Annotated in this window: 15 protein-coding genes; 2 read left to right on the forward strand and 13 right to left on the reverse strand. The window is 41.1% G+C overall.

The features are described 5' to 3' along the window. Positions 1-9: 9 nt before the first annotated feature. Positions 10-2439, reverse strand: coding sequence for an ABC transporter permease (locus BLU33_RS03960; RefSeq protein ID WP_091369566.1), 2430 nt, complete (start codon positions 2437-2439; stop codon positions 10-12). A gap of 299 nt (positions 2440-2738) precedes the next feature. Here BLU33_RS03960 and BLU33_RS03965 point away from each other — a divergent pair, with 299 nt between their 5' ends. After that, entirely contained in the window at positions 2739-4049 is a 1311-nt protein-coding gene (locus BLU33_RS03965; protein ID WP_091369567.1) for a zinc dependent phospholipase C family protein, read from the forward strand. 6 nt (positions 4050-4055) lie between these two features. On the opposite strand, the gene BLU33_RS03970 is transcribed toward BLU33_RS03965, so the two are convergent. The 4 genes from BLU33_RS03970 to BLU33_RS03985 form a co-directional block, all read right to left on the reverse strand. After that, positions 4056-5393, reverse strand: coding sequence for a sensor histidine kinase (locus BLU33_RS03970; RefSeq protein WP_091369569.1), 1338 nt, complete (start codon positions 5391-5393; stop codon positions 4056-4058). Positions 5394-5585: 192 nt separating this feature from the next. Then, positions 5586-7541, reverse strand: coding sequence for an alpha-amylase family glycosyl hydrolase (locus BLU33_RS03975; protein ID WP_091369571.1), 1956 nt, complete (start codon positions 7539-7541; stop codon positions 5586-5588). Between the two features lie 298 nt (positions 7542-7839). Further along, on the reverse strand, positions 7840-8220 hold the full coding sequence (locus BLU33_RS03980) for a response regulator (RefSeq protein WP_091369573.1): 381 nt from the start codon (positions 8218-8220) through the stop codon (positions 7840-7842). A gap of 246 nt (positions 8221-8466) precedes the next feature. Beyond that, the gene (locus BLU33_RS03985; RefSeq protein WP_091369575.1) at positions 8467-9039 is read right to left on the reverse strand and encodes a thymidine kinase; all 573 of its coding nucleotides are present in this window, start codon (positions 9037-9039) and stop codon (positions 8467-8469) included. A 72-nt stretch (positions 9040-9111) separates the two neighbouring features. Here BLU33_RS03985 and BLU33_RS03990 point away from each other — a divergent pair, with 72 nt between their 5' ends. Further along, positions 9112-10188 (forward strand): hypothetical protein, encoded by a 1077-nt coding sequence (locus BLU33_RS03990; protein WP_091369577.1) that lies wholly within the window; start codon positions 9112-9114, stop codon positions 10186-10188. Here the strand turns inward: BLU33_RS03990 and rodA are convergent. From rodA to BLU33_RS04035, 8 genes are all read right to left on the reverse strand, one after another. Further along, a complete protein-coding gene (gene rodA, locus BLU33_RS03995) occupies positions 10179-11453 on the reverse strand; it encodes a rod shape-determining protein RodA (protein ID WP_091369578.1) in 1275 nt (424 codons plus the stop codon). The two genes, BLU33_RS03990 and rodA, sit on opposite strands and share 10 nt — an antisense overlap. Then, positions 11446-13428, reverse strand: a complete 1983-nt coding sequence (mrdA, locus tag BLU33_RS04000) for a penicillin-binding protein 2 (protein WP_091369580.1) — start codon at positions 13426-13428, stop codon at positions 11446-11448. The genes rodA and mrdA overlap by 8 nt, the downstream gene beginning before the upstream one ends. Next, positions 13425-13943 (reverse strand): rod shape-determining protein MreD, encoded by a 519-nt coding sequence (locus tag BLU33_RS04005; RefSeq protein WP_091369582.1) that lies wholly within the window; start codon positions 13941-13943, stop codon positions 13425-13427. The genes mrdA and BLU33_RS04005 overlap by 4 nt, the downstream gene beginning before the upstream one ends. After that, entirely contained in the window at positions 13921-14757 is an 837-nt protein-coding gene (mreC, locus tag BLU33_RS04010; RefSeq protein ID WP_091369585.1) for a rod shape-determining protein MreC, read from the reverse strand. The genes BLU33_RS04005 and mreC overlap by 23 nt, the downstream gene beginning before the upstream one ends. Positions 14758-14865: 108 nt before the next feature. Continuing rightward, positions 14866-15888: a rod shape-determining protein gene (locus BLU33_RS04015; RefSeq protein WP_091369587.1), complete on the reverse strand. Its 1023-nt coding sequence runs from the start codon at positions 15886-15888 to the stop codon at positions 14866-14868. Between the two features lie 203 nt (positions 15889-16091). Then, positions 16092-17618, reverse strand: a complete 1527-nt coding sequence (purH, locus tag BLU33_RS04020; protein WP_091369589.1) for a bifunctional phosphoribosylaminoimidazolecarboxamide formyltransferase/IMP cyclohydrolase — start codon at positions 17616-17618, stop codon at positions 16092-16094. Between the two features lie 989 nt (positions 17619-18607). Then, positions 18608-19186, reverse strand: a complete 579-nt coding sequence (gene purN, locus BLU33_RS04030) for a phosphoribosylglycinamide formyltransferase (RefSeq protein ID WP_091369593.1) — start codon at positions 19184-19186, stop codon at positions 18608-18610. Positions 19187-19264: 78 nt separating this feature from the next. Next, a complete protein-coding gene (locus BLU33_RS04035) occupies positions 19265-19774 on the reverse strand; it encodes a hypothetical protein (RefSeq protein ID WP_091369595.1) in 510 nt (169 codons plus the stop codon). Positions 19775-19816 lie beyond the last annotated feature (42 nt).

The following is a 19816-nucleotide window of genomic DNA, read 5'->3' on the forward strand; positions in this document are numbered from 1 at the left end:
CTTGTGTTTCTATTCAGTTTTTAAGCTTTTGATAGGATTGCTCAGCGCAGCTTTTATGGCCTGGAAGCTTACCGTGAACAAGGCTATAAACACGGCTATCACACCGGCCAGGGCAAACATCCACCAGCTGAGGGATATACGGTAGGCAAAAGCCTGTAGCCACTTATTCATGGCGTACCATGCTATTGGGGTTGCTATTACAAAAGAGATAAGCACCAGCTGTAAAAAATCCTTAGATAATAACTGTACTATGCCGCTTACACTTGCGCCTAATACTTTGCGGATTCCTATTTCCTTGTTTCGTTGCTCGGCGCTAAAGGCAGCTAAACCAAATAAACCCAAACATGAGATCAGTATAGCCATTAAAGTAAATGAATTGATGATCTGCGACATGGTGATCTCGGCCTCATATTGCTTTTGTACCTCCTGGTCTAAAAACAAATATTCAAAAGGCGTTGAAGGCATATCCTTGTGCCATATAGCTTCAATTTTGCTCAGCAATTCTTTATAGTTTTTGCTGTTGACAGATACCACAAGATCATTAAAACTGCCGGGGTTGTTATCATAAACAAACATAAAGGCCTTTATATCAGCATGCAGCGAGTTGTAGTTGAAATCCTTCATCACGCCGGCTACCTCAACAAAGGTTAACGGGTTATTGCCATATTGTGTGTACAATCGTGTTCCGGGAGCTTTATCCAGAGTTAGGCCAAGCCTTTTTGCCAGGGTTTCGTTTATCAAAACCTTTCCGGTATCGTTCAGCCTGAAATTGCGACCGCTTATTAACTTTATGCCGTTTGCTTTCAATACGTTTTCATCGGTAATAATATTTTGCGCGTCAATAGCGGTGGTCATATTACCGCCGGCGGGGTAAACACCATGGTCATGTGGTACAAACTGGCTCAAATAATTATCGGATTTACTAACGACCTTTACCTCGGCCAGCTGGCGAAGGTCATTAGCATAGGCATCCAGCTGCTTTTGTGTATCGCTGGTATAAAAGCTGAAAACCAGCTTTTGGTTCTTATCGAAACCCAGGTCCTTGTTTTTAATATAGCTTAACTGGCTGTAAATAATAATGATACCGGTTATCAATACAATTGACAACACAAACTGAAATACCACCAATGAGCGGCGGATACCCGCAGCAGAAACCTGGTTGCTGAAATTGCCTTTTATAACCTTTACCGCTTTAAATGCTGAAAGATAAAATGCTGGGTAACTGCCCGCAACAAAGCCGGTAATTAGTATGAGTACCATGAGCATCAGCCATAAACGATAATCGGTAAAAATGGATAGTTGAATGTCACTTTGGGTAAGCTGATTAAGATAAGGGAGTAGTAACCATAAAAGCGGTAGCGCTATTATCACCCCAATAAACGCCAATAGGAATGATTCGCCTAAAAATTGTTTTATCAGATCGAATTTGCCTGCGCCTATTACCTTACGCACGCCAACTTCCTTGGCCCGTTTTGATGCGCGCGCGGTTGAAAGGTTCATGAAGTTTATACAGGCTATTACCTGTATGAGTATGGCAATGAGCAATAAAATATTCAGGAATGACGGGCTAACCGTTTTTGACATTTCTACCTCATAGTCTGAGGTGGTGTGGATGCCCCTAACGGGTTGCAAGTGCAATTGCTTGGTCATGCCTATGGCTTTCATTTGCTGGGCACCGTATTTGTTTAAAAATGACGGCAGTTTACTTTCGAGTAAAGCAGCACTGGCGCCCGGCCTTAAGCGTATAAAAGAGTAGGTGAAATTATTGCCTCCCCAGTCCTGGTCTTTCATGGTGTAATCGCCCATGCCCCCGCTGTTCATGGCAATAAATATGCTGCCCTTTATGTTGGTTTTGCCAAGGCTTTCGTCAATAACACCGTTTACTTTAAAGTCGTGCCTGCCAAAGCCATTGTTGAGGGTTATAACTTTGCCAACGGGATCTTCGTTACCGAAAAGTTTAATAGCAACAGCTTTAACGAGTACAACAGTGTAAGGTTCGTTTAAACATTTTACCGGGGTGCCATTGGCGAAGTGGTAGTTGAATATATCGAAGAATGTAGAATCGACATAAACCAGGTCTTTTTCATAAAAGGATTTTTCCTTGTAAGTAAGCAGTGTTTTTGGCGCACCAAAGTTTTCGGCGGGTACAGCACGGGTATATTGTTCAATTTCGGCAAAATCATGTTTCATGGCCGGCACAATAGGCGGCGAGCAGGTTGAGTTTTTATGATTATCGCCGGGTAATTGCAGCGTTGTGGTAACGCGGTAAACATCATTTACATTTTTATGCTGCTTATCATAACTGTACTGATCCTGCACATATAATAATATATACAAACAACACAGTGTACCTGTGGCCAGGCCAATAATATTAATAAAACTGAATGTTTTGTTTTTTAGCAAAAAACGAAAGGCGGTTTTAAAATAGCTTTTAAACATAATAATGGTTTTGATGCATAATTACGATTATCAGCGCCAAGAATATGCCATGTGTATAATTTATTGATAATAAGATATTTATAAAAATATTATCACTCGAAATCGTTCGGTTTCGATACACCAGATGTTCGGTTTAGAGCCAAGAGCCAGGAATCAAGAATCAAGATGAAAGGTTGGGAAGTTGTCAAAGAATTTTTTGCGGTAGCCCCTGATTCTTAACACTTTATTCCTGAATCTTTTTGTTAAAACATTTAGCAGGTTCAATGCTTATATCATAACCTTAATACACCAATTATTACATGAAGCCACTTACTGTAAACAGGTGTTTACTTATACTTGTTGTTGTTCTGTTTTTGAGTCCCTTATCGTCAAAAGCCTATTCAGTACTCACGCATGAAGCGGTGGTAGATGCGGGTTGGCAAAAATATATTCGGCCCTTATTGAAAAAAAAATATCCGGCAGCCACAGATAGTGAGCTGCATGTTGCTCATTCATATGCCTATGGCGGGTGCATGATTGCTGATATGGGTTATTTTCCTTTTGGCAGTAAGTATTTTACCAACCTTGCACATTATGTTCGTACAGGTGATTTTGTAATGGCGCTGTTATCGGAATCGCAAAACTTAAATGAATATGCATTTTCAATTGGTGCATTAAGCCATTATATGGCTGATAAATATGGGCATTCATTAGGTACTAATTACGCAGTGCCAATAATGTATAACAAGGTTGGAAAGAAATACGGTAAGGTTGCTACTTATGAGGATAACCGGGTAGACCATAGCCGGGTTGAAATATCTTTTGATGTGCTGCAAATAGCCAGGGGTAATTATCCCACACAGGCCTATCATGATTTTATAGGCTTTAATGTAGCCAAGCCAGTATTGGAACGAGCCTTTTTGAAAACTTACGGACAGGATATTAATGTAGTATTCGGGGATCTTGACCTGGCTATTTCAACCTTTAGGTGGGCGGTTAGAAGCCTTTTGCCAACCCTTACACGATCTGCCTGGGTAATGAAAAAGAACGACATTAAAAAGTTGAACCCAAGCGCAACCAGTAAAAGCTTTCATTACAAAATGAAAAAGAAAGATTATCGGCTTGAATTTGGGAAAACAACACAAAAGGCAACTTTTGAAGATGATGTTATTGCCCTTTTTATAGAGATATTGCCTAAGGTTGGTCCGCTTAGGGTTTTAAGGATCAAAGAACCGGATTCAACGTCAGAGAAATTGTTTATAGCAAGTTTTGATACTGTAAGTATGCATTATGCGCACGCTGTTGTTGAATTGCAATACGAAAACATTAAGCTTGCCAATATTGATTTTGATACGGGAAAACCCATTAAGTATGGCGAATATAACCTTACCGATAAAACGTATGATGAGATGGTGGATAAGCTGAAGGATAATAAATTTGAAAATCTTACCCAATCGCTTAAAACAGATATAATAGGTTTTTACAATAGCGCTGATACCTCTCAATCTGCCAAAGCTAACCCTGCTGAATGGAAGAAGACCTATTTAGCCTTGCAGGGTATAAAGCAAGCAACGCCGGTAAAAATTGATAGTTTAAAAACCGCTAAAGGGCTAAGCTATAAAACACAGTAATAAATGCTAAAGCTTGGCCTTTGGTAAGGCTATGCTGAATGTGGTTCCGTTTTCTTCAGTGCTGGTGGCCGCGATCTCGCCATTATGTTTTTTGATGATCTGCTGTACTATACTCAGGCCTAAACCAATTGATATCTCCCCACGGATGCCGTCGCGCCGGGCTTTTGAAAAGCGGTCGAAAATATAAGGTAACAGGTTGGCCGGGATACCTATTCCAAAGTCTTTTACGTCAATACAGATATGCTCATTCGTATTGCGCAGTGTAATTTCTATACGATCATTTTTGCCGGAGAATTTAAGGGCATTGCTGATCAGGTTATCCATAACACGCTGCATCTTCTCCTTATGCACGTATGCATAAACCGGGTGCCCCGCATGATGGAAGGAAATACTAACCTGGCTCATTTTATTCTGGACCCATTCATCAATTATTAGGGTAAGAAACTCGTTAAGCTCAATCCTTTCCAGTTCAAATTCATTAACTATTTCGTTTTGGGCAGTCTCAAGCAAATCGTTTATAATGGAGCTTGCCTTATCGCATGATGCTCTTATCAATTGAAGGTTCTCATGATAATCTTCGCCCGGGCCATCATCTAAAGCGAGTAATGAGGTAACAGATTTTATGATGGTAAGCGGGTTGCGCAAATCATGGGCAACTATACTTAGTATTTCATTTTTGGCCTGTATGGTATTTTCAATTTCGATGTTCTTTTCGTTAATGGCCTTTAATTTAAAAAAATTGTCGGCCCTGTATGAAAAGGAATACCGGGATATAAAATAAAATACAGTTAGCAATAATAGCGACGCCAGGTTGTTAAGTGCCAATTCATTAAAATTGTGTATATAAAAAGGTAGCATTATACTAAAAAGAAGGCCGGTTATTAAGGTAATAAGAATTGTTTCGTAATACTCAAAAGTTAAAAAGATGCTTGCTAAGATTAAACCCGTCATATACATTAATAGGGTATTGCGGGGATTGTACATGTAAAAGAAGCTATTACGCATGCCGCTGGTAATAATATATAAAGCGAACAGGAAAACAAATATTTGAGATATAGCCAGAAATTTGCTTCTTGTTTGATAGTGGCCTATAAGATAGATGCTGGCAAAGTAAAATAATGGTGTTATTGCCAGGGCAAGCAAATTGGCATTACTAAAGCTATCTATGTGCGCAATGGTTTGCACCTGTGTACCGTATACCGTAAATATTATCCTTATTAAAAGGCAAAAAAGAAAATAAACTATACAGGTAAGCTTTACCGCTTTTAGATTTTGAAAGATGTAATAAGAATAAAAAGCAGACCTTCCCGGCAAATCAGTTCTGCTAAAAAAATATATTCTCATTACTTATTGTGGTTAAATTTTAGGGTTGGCTAATATACAATCCATCACATTAATTAACCAATTAATGTGATGGGTTTTTCTTGCCTGTTATTTTAACGCAAAATCTACGTAAAATTAATAAGAACAAACCCTTATAAATTAATAATTACCTCATAAGGGCTTGTTCTTAAGTATTGAGAAAATTTAGTTGAATTATTGGTTTAAAACAACATTGCTATATACATGATATTCGCCCGGGGCGAGGGTCATGCTGTATGCTGTATTATTAACAGTAATACTCGTTCCCGACAGGTTATCATACCATGTACCTGCTAAAGGAAAGTTTACGGTAGCCGTATGGGTTATCACATCAAAATTACCAACAACTTCAACATTTGCACTAGGGTCAAGCAGTTGTATGGTTTTAACATAACCGGCAAGACTATAAGTAAAGTTGGTAGTTGCAAAAACAGCGTTTTTGATCTTCATGTTTATCATTTTCTTATAAACCCCAAATAACTCTTTCCTGTTCGGATCATTTTTATAGGCTGGGTAAATAGGTTTATCGGCGGTTCTGCTGGCATCGGTATTGGTTGGATAATCAATAGATGTATCATAACCCAGTTCTCCATATTCCCATACCAGTTTAGGGCCGGGGGATGAGAACATAAATGCTGCTCCCATTTCATCGCGCTTTAAGCCTGTTGGTATATCGGTAACCTTATATGGAGGGAACTGATCATTACCATATTGCTCGTTTTTATATTGTAGGCGTTCCTGATCGTGGCTTTCAAAATAAGCTACCAGTGCATAAGGTTGTGTAAATCCGTAGCCATCATAAAACAGGCCCGAAATATCCCAGCTGGGGTTGGTTGGATAGCCCATGGTTGCCTGCTCACCCGGCGTACTCAGGTTGGTCCACATCATCATGCCTAAATTGGCATAGGCTGATTCTTCTGTATTTGCTGAAAACATTTCCAGTATCACGTAGAAACTAGGATCGAGGCCCTTCATGTAGGCATTGTATTTTGTCCACAGGTTAACACGGCTTTGGTCATAAGCGGCCCAGGCGGCTTCAGTTGCATCGTTTGATACGGTGCCCGAATTTACCTGGGTATAGCCCTTTGCTTCATCAAAACGATAACCATCAATATGGTATTCCTGCATCCAGTATTTCATTACATTTTCGGTGAAATACTGGGTGGCTGCCTGTTGATGGTTTAATTGCCAGCCAACAGCATCGGGGTGCATATTTGCCTGGTCGAACCATGGGTTACTTGCAGACGGGCCTGAAGAAGGATCGGTTGAAGTAGCGTACATGCGTACCATTGGCGATGAGCCGAACTGATCCTCCAAAACAATATCCTGTATTACGGCTATTCCGCGTGAGTGGCAGGCGTCAATAAAAGCTTTGTAGGCGTTTGGCGTACCATAATATTTATCGAGCGCAAACATAAAGTTGGAATTATAGCCCCATGAGTCGTTGCCTTCAAATTCGTTTACCGGCATCAGCTCAATAGCATTTACCCCAAGTTTTGCTATATAATTAAGTGAGTCGGTTAGCTCCTGGTAAGTGTGGGTGGCAACAAAATCACGCACCAGTAATTCATAAATAACCAGATTTTTTTGTGCCGGACGTGTGAAAGAGGTGTTTTTCCAGGTATAGGTTGGCGCGTTAACTTCAAAATCGCTCACAATACCGGTTGTTTTGCCAGTAGGATAGGCCTTTAAATTTGGATATACAACGTTAGGCGTATTTATAGCCGGATCATTAGCCGGATCAAGGATCTCATGGCTATATGGATCTGCTACTTTAAGTGAGCCATCAATATAATACTGATAAGAGTATTCAGTGTTAGGGTCGATATTATCAACCTCAACCCACCAGCGTGTGCCATCTTTTGAGTTTTTCATGGCAGTAGGTGTCCAGTTGTTAAAATCACCTATTACAGATACCGATTTTTTCCCCGGCGCGTACAGGTTAAACACTACCGATTTGCCGGAGTTAATAAAAGTAACCCCATCGCCATCACCTGCGGGTACATCAACACCTGTTGGGTTTGTAGTTGTTGTCCCACCTCCGGTATCGTTCCCGGAAACGGAGCTTTTTTTACAGGAACTAACGCTAACGAGCAAAAGCCCCATTAGCAATAAGTAAACATTCTTCATAATCGTAAAATCTATTCTTGTTTGTTAATTGGTTTTATGTATAACGCCTTATTTATGTATTCTATATAGAGCGGCCTGCTAATCAGGCGGCTTTTATAGAATTATAAATGTTTTGGTTTAAAACTGTGGAGGTAAAAGTATTAATTTAACCTTGTATTTAAAAATTTTATAAATAATCAGAATAAGATATCTGTTTGATGCACAGCGATAAGATGAATCTGCGAGTGCTACTACGTAGTCCAATAGTGTTTGAGGCCAGCGGAAGTTAATCTTGAAAGGATATTCGAAAAAAAAAGAATTACTTATCCAGATGCCTTTTTACTATGCCTACCAGTTCGGTAAGGTCAAAGGGTTTGCGCAGGTAGCCATTGGCAAGGCCGGCTTCGGCAATTTCTTTGATATTGCTTACTGCCGAAATAATGATAACCGGTATATGGCTTGTTGCAGGATTTGTTTTTAGTTCCTTACTCAGTTGCTGTCCGTTGGCGTCGCTTTTCCAATCGGTTAGCCAGTTATCAAGCAGCACCAGGTCAGGCTTAATGCTGTCTATTGATTTTAAAATTTTGGAATCCTCTGATGATATTACCTCGTATTGCTCTTCTTCTAAAATATAAACGATGGTATCCCTTATATCTTTATCATCCTCAATTACCAGAATTTTTTTGATTGTGCCTTCCATAAATGCATTGTAATAAAAGTGTAAGCCGTGTTCTATTAAAAGCCTGTGGGTTTATATCGCACCTGATTTTACCTATTAACATAAATTGCCATACCTTTTGTTTTAAGATTTGGCTTTTTTAATGGATTAAATTAACAGATAGGGGAAAACAGAAGCCAATATAATCAATTATAGTCGAAATATTCCTAAAAGCTATACGGTTAATGTTTATAAACAAGTATTTATTACAGGCCTGAATTTTTAGTATTAGGTATTATAACATATACGGCAGCGGGGTTCGTAGCTTTCCTTTTCGCCCAGTAATATCTGGCTATCGCCGGGTACGATCCGGTAGGAGTACAGGGCCGGGTTGCCGCATTTTACACACACCGCGTGCAGCTTGGTCACTGATTCGGCAATTGCCATAAGGGCAGGCATGGGGCCGAATGGTTTGCCCTGAAAATCCATATCGAGGCCGGCTATTATAACACGTACACCTTTATTGGCTAATGCATTACAAACTTCAGGCAGTTCATCGTCAAAAAACTGGGCTTCATCAATACCCACTACCTGTACCTGGCTACCCGGTAATAGTATGGATGAGGCCTTGCTCACCGGCATGGATGGGATAGAGTTTGAGTTGTGCGATACCAGCGCGTTATCACTATAACGGGTATCGGCCTTCGGACTAAAAATTTCAACACTTAAACGGGCTATGCGGGCACGCTTAAGCCTGCGCATAAGCTCTTCGGTTTTGCCTGAGAACATTGAACCGCAGATAACTTCAATGCTGCCGCCACTTTCTCCTCTTCTTCTAAAAACATCTTCGGTGTGTTGCATGTTGAACTTTTACAGGCGCCAAATATCAGAATTTAATCTTATTTTTGGGTAGCATTTTTCAATATTGAAGCCATGAAGCAACAAGAAGTATTTAAAAAGATAGGCGTAATTATAAAAGAGTTAAGCGATCAATATGAATACCTGAAAACAATAGACGGCCAGCTAAATGAACTTGAATTGGAACTATTTATAGCCAATTCACATTTCTTAACCGATCATGTAGTGATCCTCAATAAGTTAAACTCAAAAATGGTGCCCGTACCAGCGCCGGAACCTGTTATTGAAGAGAAGCCACCGATTGTTGAGCCCATAAAATTTGTTGCTGAAGAACTGCCTCCATTAGTTGAAGCCCCGGAGCCTGTTATTGAAAAAATAACAGCGGATGAAGAATGGCCGCCTTTGGTTGAGGCCCCTGAACCCGTTGTTGAGCACATACCCGTTAAAGAACCGGAGCCAGAACCAACCCCCGAGCCAAGATATTTTGAACCGCTTGTACATTCGGTAAACCAGCCTGTTATAAATCATGCTGGGGATTTACCTGTACCACAGATAGACCTGGAACCCGGCAGCGATAAAGACAGTTATTCATACATACGTGAAGAGTCTCAAACCATAAGGCATGAGTTAATACTGGATGAGGCTGATTGGAGTGATGAGGATGAGAGTTATGAAACTGCGCCTACACCAGATGATATTGAAGAGCCAATAATTGAAGAACCAGTAATTGATGTGCCACCTGCCGCTGCCAAACCATTAGAGGTAGCACATATTGAAGAACTAAAGCCTGTTTTTGAAAGTCCGGCCCCACAAAAAAGAGAATTTGCAAAGGAGGAAGTGCTGACCATTAATGAAAGGATATCGGCACAGCTTGCAAGCAAAAGTGGGAATGTTACGGAGCAGATAGGCGCACAAAAAATAGATGACCTTAAACAAGCCATTAACCTTAATGATAAGCTGCTGTACATAAAGGACCTGTTTAACGGCTACAGCCTGGCTTATAGCGAAGCGATAGAAATATTAAACCGCTTTACCTCACTTGAAGAGGCTGACACCTTTTTGAAAAAGAATTACGTGGCCAAAAACAATTGGGACAGCAAACCTGAAACTACCGAAAAGCTTTATGCCTTGTTAAAACGCCGTTACGCGTAAACAATACCCATCCGGTTTGAGTCGAGTTTGATCAATACAAACAGCAGTAATGTAAAGCTTATTAATGATGAGCCTCCGTAGCTGATGAATGGCAACGGTATGCCGATTGATGGCACTATGCCGATGGTCATGCCTATATTGATAACCACGTGAAAGAATATAACTGAGGCAGCGCCATAGGCATATACGCGTGAAAATGGCGATCGTTGCCTTTCTGCAATACGAATAATGCGGAGTACTAAAAATAGGTACAATCCTAAAACTACTACTGAGCCTGCAAAACCCCATTCCTCGCCAATTGTACAGAAAATAAAGTCGGTACTTTGCTCGGGTACAAATGAGTATTTGGTTTGCGTACCCTGCATATAGCCCTTGCCCCAAAGCTTGCCCGAACCTATGGCTATTTTGGATTGATTTACATTATAACCTTTGCCTTTCAGATCGGATGTAATGCCTAAAACAATATCAATACGTACTTTTTGATGCGGTTTTAATACATCGTTATAAAGAAATTTAACGCTGAAAACAAAAGCCACCGTTATACAAAGGCCAACTAATATGGTTGATACCAGCTTGCGGTTTCGCTTAACAAAAAATATAATTATTGCCGCTATAATAACTAGCGCTACCACTATATATGTGAGATTATTGAACTTTATAGTTAATACAAACAGGGTGATAAACAAGCCCTCCAGTATCAGGAAGTAGGGTGATAAGCCCTCGCGGTATAAAACAAATATAAGGCAGCTAAATACCAGGGTTGAACCGGCATCGGGCTGCAACATGATGAGCGCCATTGGGAAAAGTATGATGCCCGCTGCCATCAGGAACGATTTAAAATCAGATACTTTTATATTGGTGCCGCTTAAATATCGCGCCAGCATTAAGCAGGTACTAAACTTGGCAAACTCCGATGGCTGTAGCCTGAAGCCTCCGCCTAAAGAGATCCATGCCTGGTTACCGCCAACATTACGGCCAACCACCAGTACTAGTATTAATAATAATGTTGTTACGCCATAAAATGCCGGTGCGAGCGCGGTTATCAATCTACTCTCCAGCAGTAAAATAAATATACCTAATATGATACCTATATTTATATAGATGAACTGCTTGCCATAATCGGTAGTCATACTAAATAGGCTTGGGTATTTTGGGTTATATGCCGCAGAATGGATATTAAGCAAGCCGATAGTGCATAGCGCCAGGTAAAGAAACACCGTGATCCAGTCGACATTAAAAAAGAAACTGCGTTGCGGATTATTCATTTTCCTTCCCTTTTATGGCTGATGTTAAAACTGCTATCCTATTATCATTACGCTTTTTTGTGGCGACACTTTTTATGGTACCTCTTTTACGGATACTATCTGCCTTTGCCTTTCTAATGCTGTCCCTTGCCGCTTCTTTTCTAATTTGAGAATAATAAAAGGTAGGATCAGGCATTAAGTTGGCGTCCTTTATCCGGTTAAAATCACTCATTGACCGTTTAATGGTATCTGTTAAATATTTTTCAACAATATAGCTGGCAATAGGAGCCGCATACCATGCGCCCTGCCCGGCATTTTCAACAACTACGGCGATAGCGATCTTAGGATTTTCCCTTGGTGCAAAAGCTACAAATATCGAGTGGTTTTTACCATGCGGGTTTTGCGCTGTACCAGTTTTACCGCACATTACTATACCCGGGATCTGCGAATTATGGGCCGTTCCACTTTCAACCACCTGTTGCATGCCGTTAATTACAGGCTCAAAGTATTGCGCATCAATACCTACATAATTGCGTTGTGTGTATTCGGCTTTGGTGATTTTTCTATCGCCAATGGCTTTAATAAGGTGCGGCCTGTAATAAAAGCCGTGATTGGCAATGGTACACTCAATATTAGCCATTTGCAAAGGGGTTGCCTCCAACTCACCCTGACCAATGGCCAGCGAAAGTATGGAGTTTGAGCGCCAGTGGTTAACACCAAACTTTTTATTATAAAGCTGTGCTGTGGGTAAAAAGCCCCGGCCTTCATTGGGTAAATCAATATCCAGCCTTTCACCAAAACTAAACCTACTCACTTTTTTGCGCCAGTCGACAAAAGTTGTGTCAATATTCTTCGCGCCATTAACATTCATCAGCCGTTCGAAAACGCTGGAAAAATAGGTATTACATGATACGGCAATGGCCCGTGCCAGGTCTGATTGGCCATGGGGCTCATCGCAACGTGGAAGGCCGCCCTTGTAGGCGCCGGTACAGTAATAGGAAGTTTCTGGGGTTATAAGTCCGGCTTGTAAAGCAATTAACGCGTTCAACGGTTTAAATGATGAACCCGGTGGGTAATATGCCTGTATTGGCCGTATTAAAAACGGCGTATATGGGTCTTTATACATCTTGGCGGCGTTATTACCACGTTCACGGCCTACCATCAGGTTAGGGTCATAAGTTGGGCTGCTTACAAAGCACAATATTTCGCCGGTTGATGGCTCAATAGCTATAATACTGCCTACTTTATTTTGCATCAATTGTTCACCAAGCTTTTGTATGGTCATATCAAGCGATGATGTAAGCCGTTCGCCGGCCACTGCAGGCGTATCAAGTGCGCCGTTCATATAGCTGCCCTTTGGCCTGTTGTGCGAGTCGTACACCATGTTTTTTATGCCCACTTGCCCCCTTAAAACATCCTCGTATGATTTTTCTACACCGGTGATGCCGATATAGTCGCCCTGATGATAATTGCCGTGTGAGCGTTTGATCTGATCGTCATTCACCTCTCCAATATACCCCAGGAACTGTGCGGCAACTGAATCAGGGTAAAAACGCAGGTAGCGGGTAATTGCCTCAAAGCCGGGAAATTCAGAAAGCCTTTCCTGTATAGAGGCATATTTTTCAACCGTTAATTGTTTTACCAGGGGTGATGCCTGGTTAGGGTAGTATTTTTTCGCCTTTTCAAAGGCAACGTCAAAATCATCTTTGGTGATGTCCAGTAGTTTACAGAATTCAAGCGTATCAAATGGTTTTACCTGTTTGGGGGTTACCATAATATCATAAAAAGCCTGGTTTTGTACCAGCACTTTGTTATTACGGTCGAGGATCGGTCCGCGGGCGGGATAGATCTTAATTTGCCTGAGTACGTTTTTGGTGGCGTAAATGCTGTACTGCTTGTCAATTATCTGTATATAAAACAGCTTGGCAAGTAGAATAAGTATGATAGTAATAAAAATCCCTGCGATGACATACCGCCGTACAAAAAAAGTATTCATTTACGTTCTTTCTTCCTGAAAAATAACAAGCCTATAACCAACATTAAAAATACGGTAAATAAAGAGCTTAAAACAAAGCGGCTTAGTGTATATTGTATGTCAGAAATGCGAAAAACTTCAAGGTTGAAAAGGAAAAAGTGATGAAATAGGGTAAGGGTTAATGCGTATGTAAAAAACCACCTGAAACCCATAATGCTCAGGGTGGGTTCGGGCTCGTTATCAAAGCCTTCTTTTTGTACCGTTATGCTGATGAATAATATACGTACCAATGCCAGTACCACGCAAGCTGCAGCGTGCAGGCCCGGGGTATCATAAAAAGCATCAATAGTTAGGCCCATTACAAACGCCAATACAAACAGTAATAAGTTTGGCGTATCAAAGGGCAGCAGCATGATGAACAAAATGTACAGGTAAGGCGTAGCCAGGTTATACAGGGTGATATTTTTTAACAAAAACACCTGTATAAACACCAGTAATACAAACCGGATAAAATTAACGAGTATTGTCCTGATCATCCTTTTTTTGCAGTGTTTCTATGTCGTCCTGCTCTTTTTGAAATTTGTTATCTACTACGTTTACGTATTGTAATTTGCTGAAATCAACAGCAAGTGTTATTTCCATACCCCCGCCTTTAGTGCGCAGGTTACTAACCCTGCCAACCATTATCCCTTCAGGAAACAATGAGTAGCCCGATGTTAATACAGCTTCGCTAATTTTTGGCTGGGCGTTAGTACTTACATCAACCAAGACACCCTTATGTGGATCGAGGTCATCCGTCCATTGTATCGATCCTATTTCCTTGTTATTAGCCAGCATAACACTGAAGCGGCTATACTTGTTCAGCATGGATTGTACATTGGCCATGTGCGGCGTAACATTTACCACTTTGCCAACAATGCCCGTGCTGCTGATAACACCCATACCCACAGCAATACCATCCAAACTGCCACGGTTTATGGTGATGTAGTTATAAGCACGGTTAAATGAATTGTTGATCACCTTAGCAGTTATGTATTCATACTGTTTTTTAAACACCGTATCAGATACCTTGTGTTTGGCTATAGTATCAATATAGAATGATGATTTAAGCTGATTGCGCAAATTGGCATTTTCATGGGCCAGGCTATCATTCACTGCTTTTAACGACATATACTCATATAAGCCATTAACCTGGGTGTACAATTTGCCGGTAACCTCATTAGAGCTGTTAATAAAAGAGGCTTTTTGAAAGGCGTTGTATTTAACGTAGATAATGAGCGCGCTTATCTCAAAAATAAGGAATAAAAAAAATGCGTTGTACTTAGTAATGAAGATTAAAAGATTACGCATTTTTTAGTAGGTGAATGGTGAATGGTGAGTAGTGAGTGGTTTATGATGATTGGAAAACAACCTTAAACGTGCTATCCACTCACCACTCACTACTCACCACTCACAAAACTATTGCATTAAGAATTTAAAATTACCAATATTTTTCAAAGCGGTACCTGTACCACGTACTACGGCGCGAAGCGGATCTTCGGCAACGTGAACGGGTAGTTTGGTTTTTGATGCCACACGTTTATCAAGGCCACGCAGTAATGCGCCACCACCAGTTAAGTAAATACCGGTTTGGTAAATATCAGCCGAAAGCTCCGGCGGGGTAATTTCCAGCGCCTTTAATATCGCTTCTTCTATTTTAGAGATAGATTTATCTAAACAATGTGCAATCTCGGTATAAGATACCATGATCTGCTTTGGTACACCGGTCATCAAATCACGACCCTGTACGGCAAAATCAGCCGGTGGATCTGCCAGTTCAGGCAATGCCGCGCCAACCTCAATTTTTATCTTCTCAGCAGTACGGTCGCCGATCATGATGTTATGCTGGCGACGAATGTATTGTACAATATCAGAGTCGAAATTATCACCCGCAACACGGATAGACTGGTCGCACACGATACCTGATAACGCGATAACCGCGATCTCGGTAGTACCACCACCAATATCAATGATCATGTTGCCCATAGGCTCTTCCACATCAATACCAATACCTACCGCGGCAGCCATTGGCTCATGTATTAAGTAAACCTCTTTGGCTCCTGCAATTTCGGCGCTGTCACGTACAGCACGCTTCTCCACCTCGGTAATACCCGATGGTATACAGATCACCATACGCAGCGACGGGAAAAACCAGCCCTTACCAGGGTTGATCATTTTTATCATGCCGCGTATCATGTGTTCGGCAGCGTTAAAGTCGGCAATTACACCATCTTTAAGCGGGCGAACGGTACGGATATTGTCGTGGGTTTTACCTTCCATTTGCATGGCCTGGCGCCCAATGGCAATAACTTTGTTTGTTGTACGATCAAAAGCTACTATCGATGGTTCATCGACAACTACTTTATCGTTATGTATGATGAGGGTATTTGCGGTACCTAAGTCAATGGCAATTTCTTGCGTAAAAAAATTAAATAAACCCATTTGTAGTTTGCTTCAAATAATTTGCAAAGTTGATAAAAATACACTTAAAAAAATTAATTAATAATGTAATTAAGCGTTAAAATATCAAATTTATTGTTGTCGTGTAATTGATTAGTTGATTAAGTTGACTTAGGTTGATTATGTTGCATAAGTTAATTAAAATAACCCGGTCACACAATCAACCACTTAACTAATCGGCAAAATTAATGTTTAAAATGGCGTACACCGGTAGTAACCATCGCTATGCCTTTTTCATTGCTCATGTTGATGGAATCCTGGTCCTTGATTGATCCGCCGGGTTGTAAAATAGCAGTAATACCTGCATCAGCAGCAATCTCGGCACAATCCGGGAACGGGAAGAAAGCATCAGATGCCATAACCGCTCCTTTTAAATCAAAACCAAAGCTTTCCGCTTTTACAATGGCTTGTTTTAATGAATCAACCCTTGAAGTTTGACCCACGCCACTTGCCATCAGCTGACTGTTTTTGGCGAATACGATAGTGTTTGATTTGGTATGCTTAACCACTTTGTTAGCAAAGAAAAGATCTTTCAATTCCTGCTCAGTTGGCTGTTTTGTAGTAGCAGTTGTCATTTGAGCCGGACCTTCGATAACCGCGTCTTTATCTTGTTCAATAACACCATTTAATAGTGTCTTAAACTGTTTAACAGGTAATTCAACCGGCTGGCGGATCAGGATGATACGGTTTTTCTTGCCCTGTAAAATCTTAACAGCCTCATCGGTGTAAGCAGGTGCAATTAATACCTCGTAAAATATCTTGTCTATCTCAGTTGCTGTTTCAGCATTGATCTCGTCGTTAGCGATGATAACACCACCGAAGGCTGATACTGGGTCGCAGGCAAGCGCATCCATCCATGCTTCTTTAATAAAAGAGCGCGAAGCGATACCGCAAGCATTGGTATGTTTTAATATGGCGATGGTTGGTTCGGTAAATTCATCAATAAGGGCAACAGCGGCATCAACATCAACCAGGTTGTTGTATGATAATTCCTTACCATTCAGTTTGGTGAACATAGCGTCAAGGTTACCGTAGAAAACACCTTTTTGATGCGGGTTTTCGCCGTAACGCAGAATCTGGCTGGTTTGTATGCTTTGTTTAAATACCGGCATTGGTTCTTCCTGGTTAAAATACTGGAAGATGGCGGTATCATAGTTTGATGAAATGTTGAATGCTTTTTGAGCGAAGGTACGGCGCTGATCTAAGGTTGTGGTACCGGCTTGTGTGGTAAGCAGGTTCTCCAGTTGACCGTAATCATCTTTTGATGCCACGATAACCACATCTTTGAAGTTTTTAGCCGCTGCGCGGATAAGGGAGATACCACCGATGTCGATCTTTTCGATCACATCATCGGCGCCAGCGCCTGATTTTACAGTTTCCTCAAACGGATAAAGATCAACGATCACCAGGTCAATTTCCGGGATCTCGTATTGCGCTAATTGCTGCTCATCGCTATCAAAATTTCTGCGTGCCAGTATACCGCCGAACACCTTAGGGTGCAGGGTTTTTACACGGCCACCTAATATGGACGGGTAAGAGGTAAGGTCCTCAACAGCAATTACATCAACCCCAAGTGAGCGTATAAAAGTTTCGGTACCACCGGTTGTATATATTTTTACACCCAGGCGGTTTAACTCGTGAATTATAGGCTCAAGGTTGTCTTTATAGTAAACAGAAATTAGCGCGTTTTTTATTTGAACAGACTGGCTCATTAGCAATGAATTTTTTGAGCCGCAAAGGTAGGAATTAGGGATTAGAGATTAATCATTAATAATTATTTTTTTTGATGTTATCGATTGAGAGTCAGAATGCAGGTTTTTTATTTGGTGCATCATACTCAAGCTCCGTGCGTCATTGCGGAGGGACGAAGCAATCCCCGACTGTGCAGAGCGGACATACAAGCTGGTTACCTATCGCATGGTATCGCTTTTCGCTAAGAAGTTACTTTTTGTCTTGATACAAAAAGTAACCAAAAAAATCAAGACAACAAGGATGCTTCCCTCGCTCCCTGCCGGTTCTTCACGCTTTTTTCGCTGTTCGGTACTTCGTACCTTCACATCACCCAAAAAGCTAAACCGGCATTCCCGCCTCCACGCTGGCCCGCCCTTGTTGTCGGGGTCCACGCTTTTTTTAAATGCGCACTTATTTAAAAATGTCATTGCGAGGAGGAACGACGAAGCAACCTCTTCGCGTTTAATATATGCATGCGATGAGGTTGCCACGTTAGCGCTCGCAATGACAAAATGGAGATTAGTACTTTATCTTCCTCGTCAGTAGAACAGCTTCGGGTGAAATCAGGCAAAACGATGGTGGCCTTGTGCGTAATGGCAGGGCATAGCAGATTTTTACAGAAGGGCAAAGGCAAAGCGCGTAGCGACAGCAGGGTAAAAATATAGCAGCCCAGGTTTTGCCTGGTTTGCAGGGCAGTGGCCTTGTGCGGCAAAGAAGCATTTCTGCTGACTTGATTTATTCATCTGTTATTTGTTTTTCAATGGTATTCATGAGCTCCCTCCGGTCGGTTTTTGTTTCTTTTGTATCAAGACAATACGGCGAAGCCCTCTTGAGCACCTTAAAAAACAAACAACTTGCGAAAAACAAATAGGCCTTAGCGGCTATGAGCGATACCAAGCGACTCAATAGATAAGCAAAAGGCTCTGTATAGCCTAAAGATTGCTTCGTTCCTCGCAATGACGCATGATTTTTAGCTCTTCATTTTTTTAAGAAGATTCTCCACCACTCTCGGAAAATGCTGATGCTCCAACTGCTGACCTTTAAATTTGATCATCTCCAGCGTGTCATCCGGGTCGATGCGGAACTTGGATTGGTGGATGATCTCGCCTTCGTCAAATTCAGCATTTACAAAATGTATGGTAATGCCTGATTCTTCTTCCTTATTGGCCAGGATGGCTTTATGCACATGATCGCCATACATGCCTGCGCCACCATATTTGGGCAGCAGGGCAGGGTGCAGGTTAATAATGCGGTTAGGGAATGCTTTTAACAGCGGTACGGGTACCAGCCACAGGAAGCCTGCAAGCACAATGAGATCAACCTGCAGATTTTTCAGCAGTTTAATTACATCATCGGTTTGGTAAAACTCATGGCGGGTGAATATATGCGAGGGTACCTCAAAATTATCGGCACGCTGCAATACATAGGCCTGCGGGTTATTGGTAAGTATAAGCACAACTTCCGCTTCGGAACTGCGCTTAAAATGCTCCATAATCTTTTGGGCGTTTGATCCGGAACCTGAAGCAAAAATGGCTATTCTTTTTTTCAAAATGACAGATCAATATTTATATCCATCCAAATATAAAATTTTCATCCTAAATATCCCTAGTTACAAACCAGTTTGTTTTTAATTGCTCGCTTTTATTTTCTGGCGTACAAAACCATACTGGTAAATCTTTATTCTTGTAGTTGGTGAAGGGTATACCGATATATCACCAGTTTGCAATACCATGGAGTATTGACCAAGGTTTACTATTTTACAGTAGGTAAATGGTTTAACTGTGGTGGTATCACCGGCTTGTTTAAAACTAAGGTTAGTCATTAAATAAAGCGCATCGCTTGATAATGACCAGCTTCCTGTCGAAGATTGATCAACACAACCATAATTAGTATAACTGCAGCTGTTGTTATTGGTGAAAGTAAATAACTGTGTGGTATCGCAGGTAGTATTTAGTGTATCGGTTGGTAACTGGTTGCTGCCAAGGTAGTTAAATTGAACCTCTGATGCCAGTTGCCAGGTGCCGTTTGTAAAAAGTGTTTGTATTGATGAGATCTGGGAATCCTTTTTGCAGGAATTTATACCCATGCTGATAATGATCAGGAGCGGTAGGAATAGAAAGAGGATCTTATTTTTCATTCAAAAAAAATATCAGCAAAAGTAAAAAATTGCAGGCAGGTA

The organism is Mucilaginibacter mallensis, from assembly GCF_900105165.1.
Classification (GTDB): Bacteria; Bacteroidota; Bacteroidia; order Sphingobacteriales; family Sphingobacteriaceae; genus Mucilaginibacter; species Mucilaginibacter mallensis.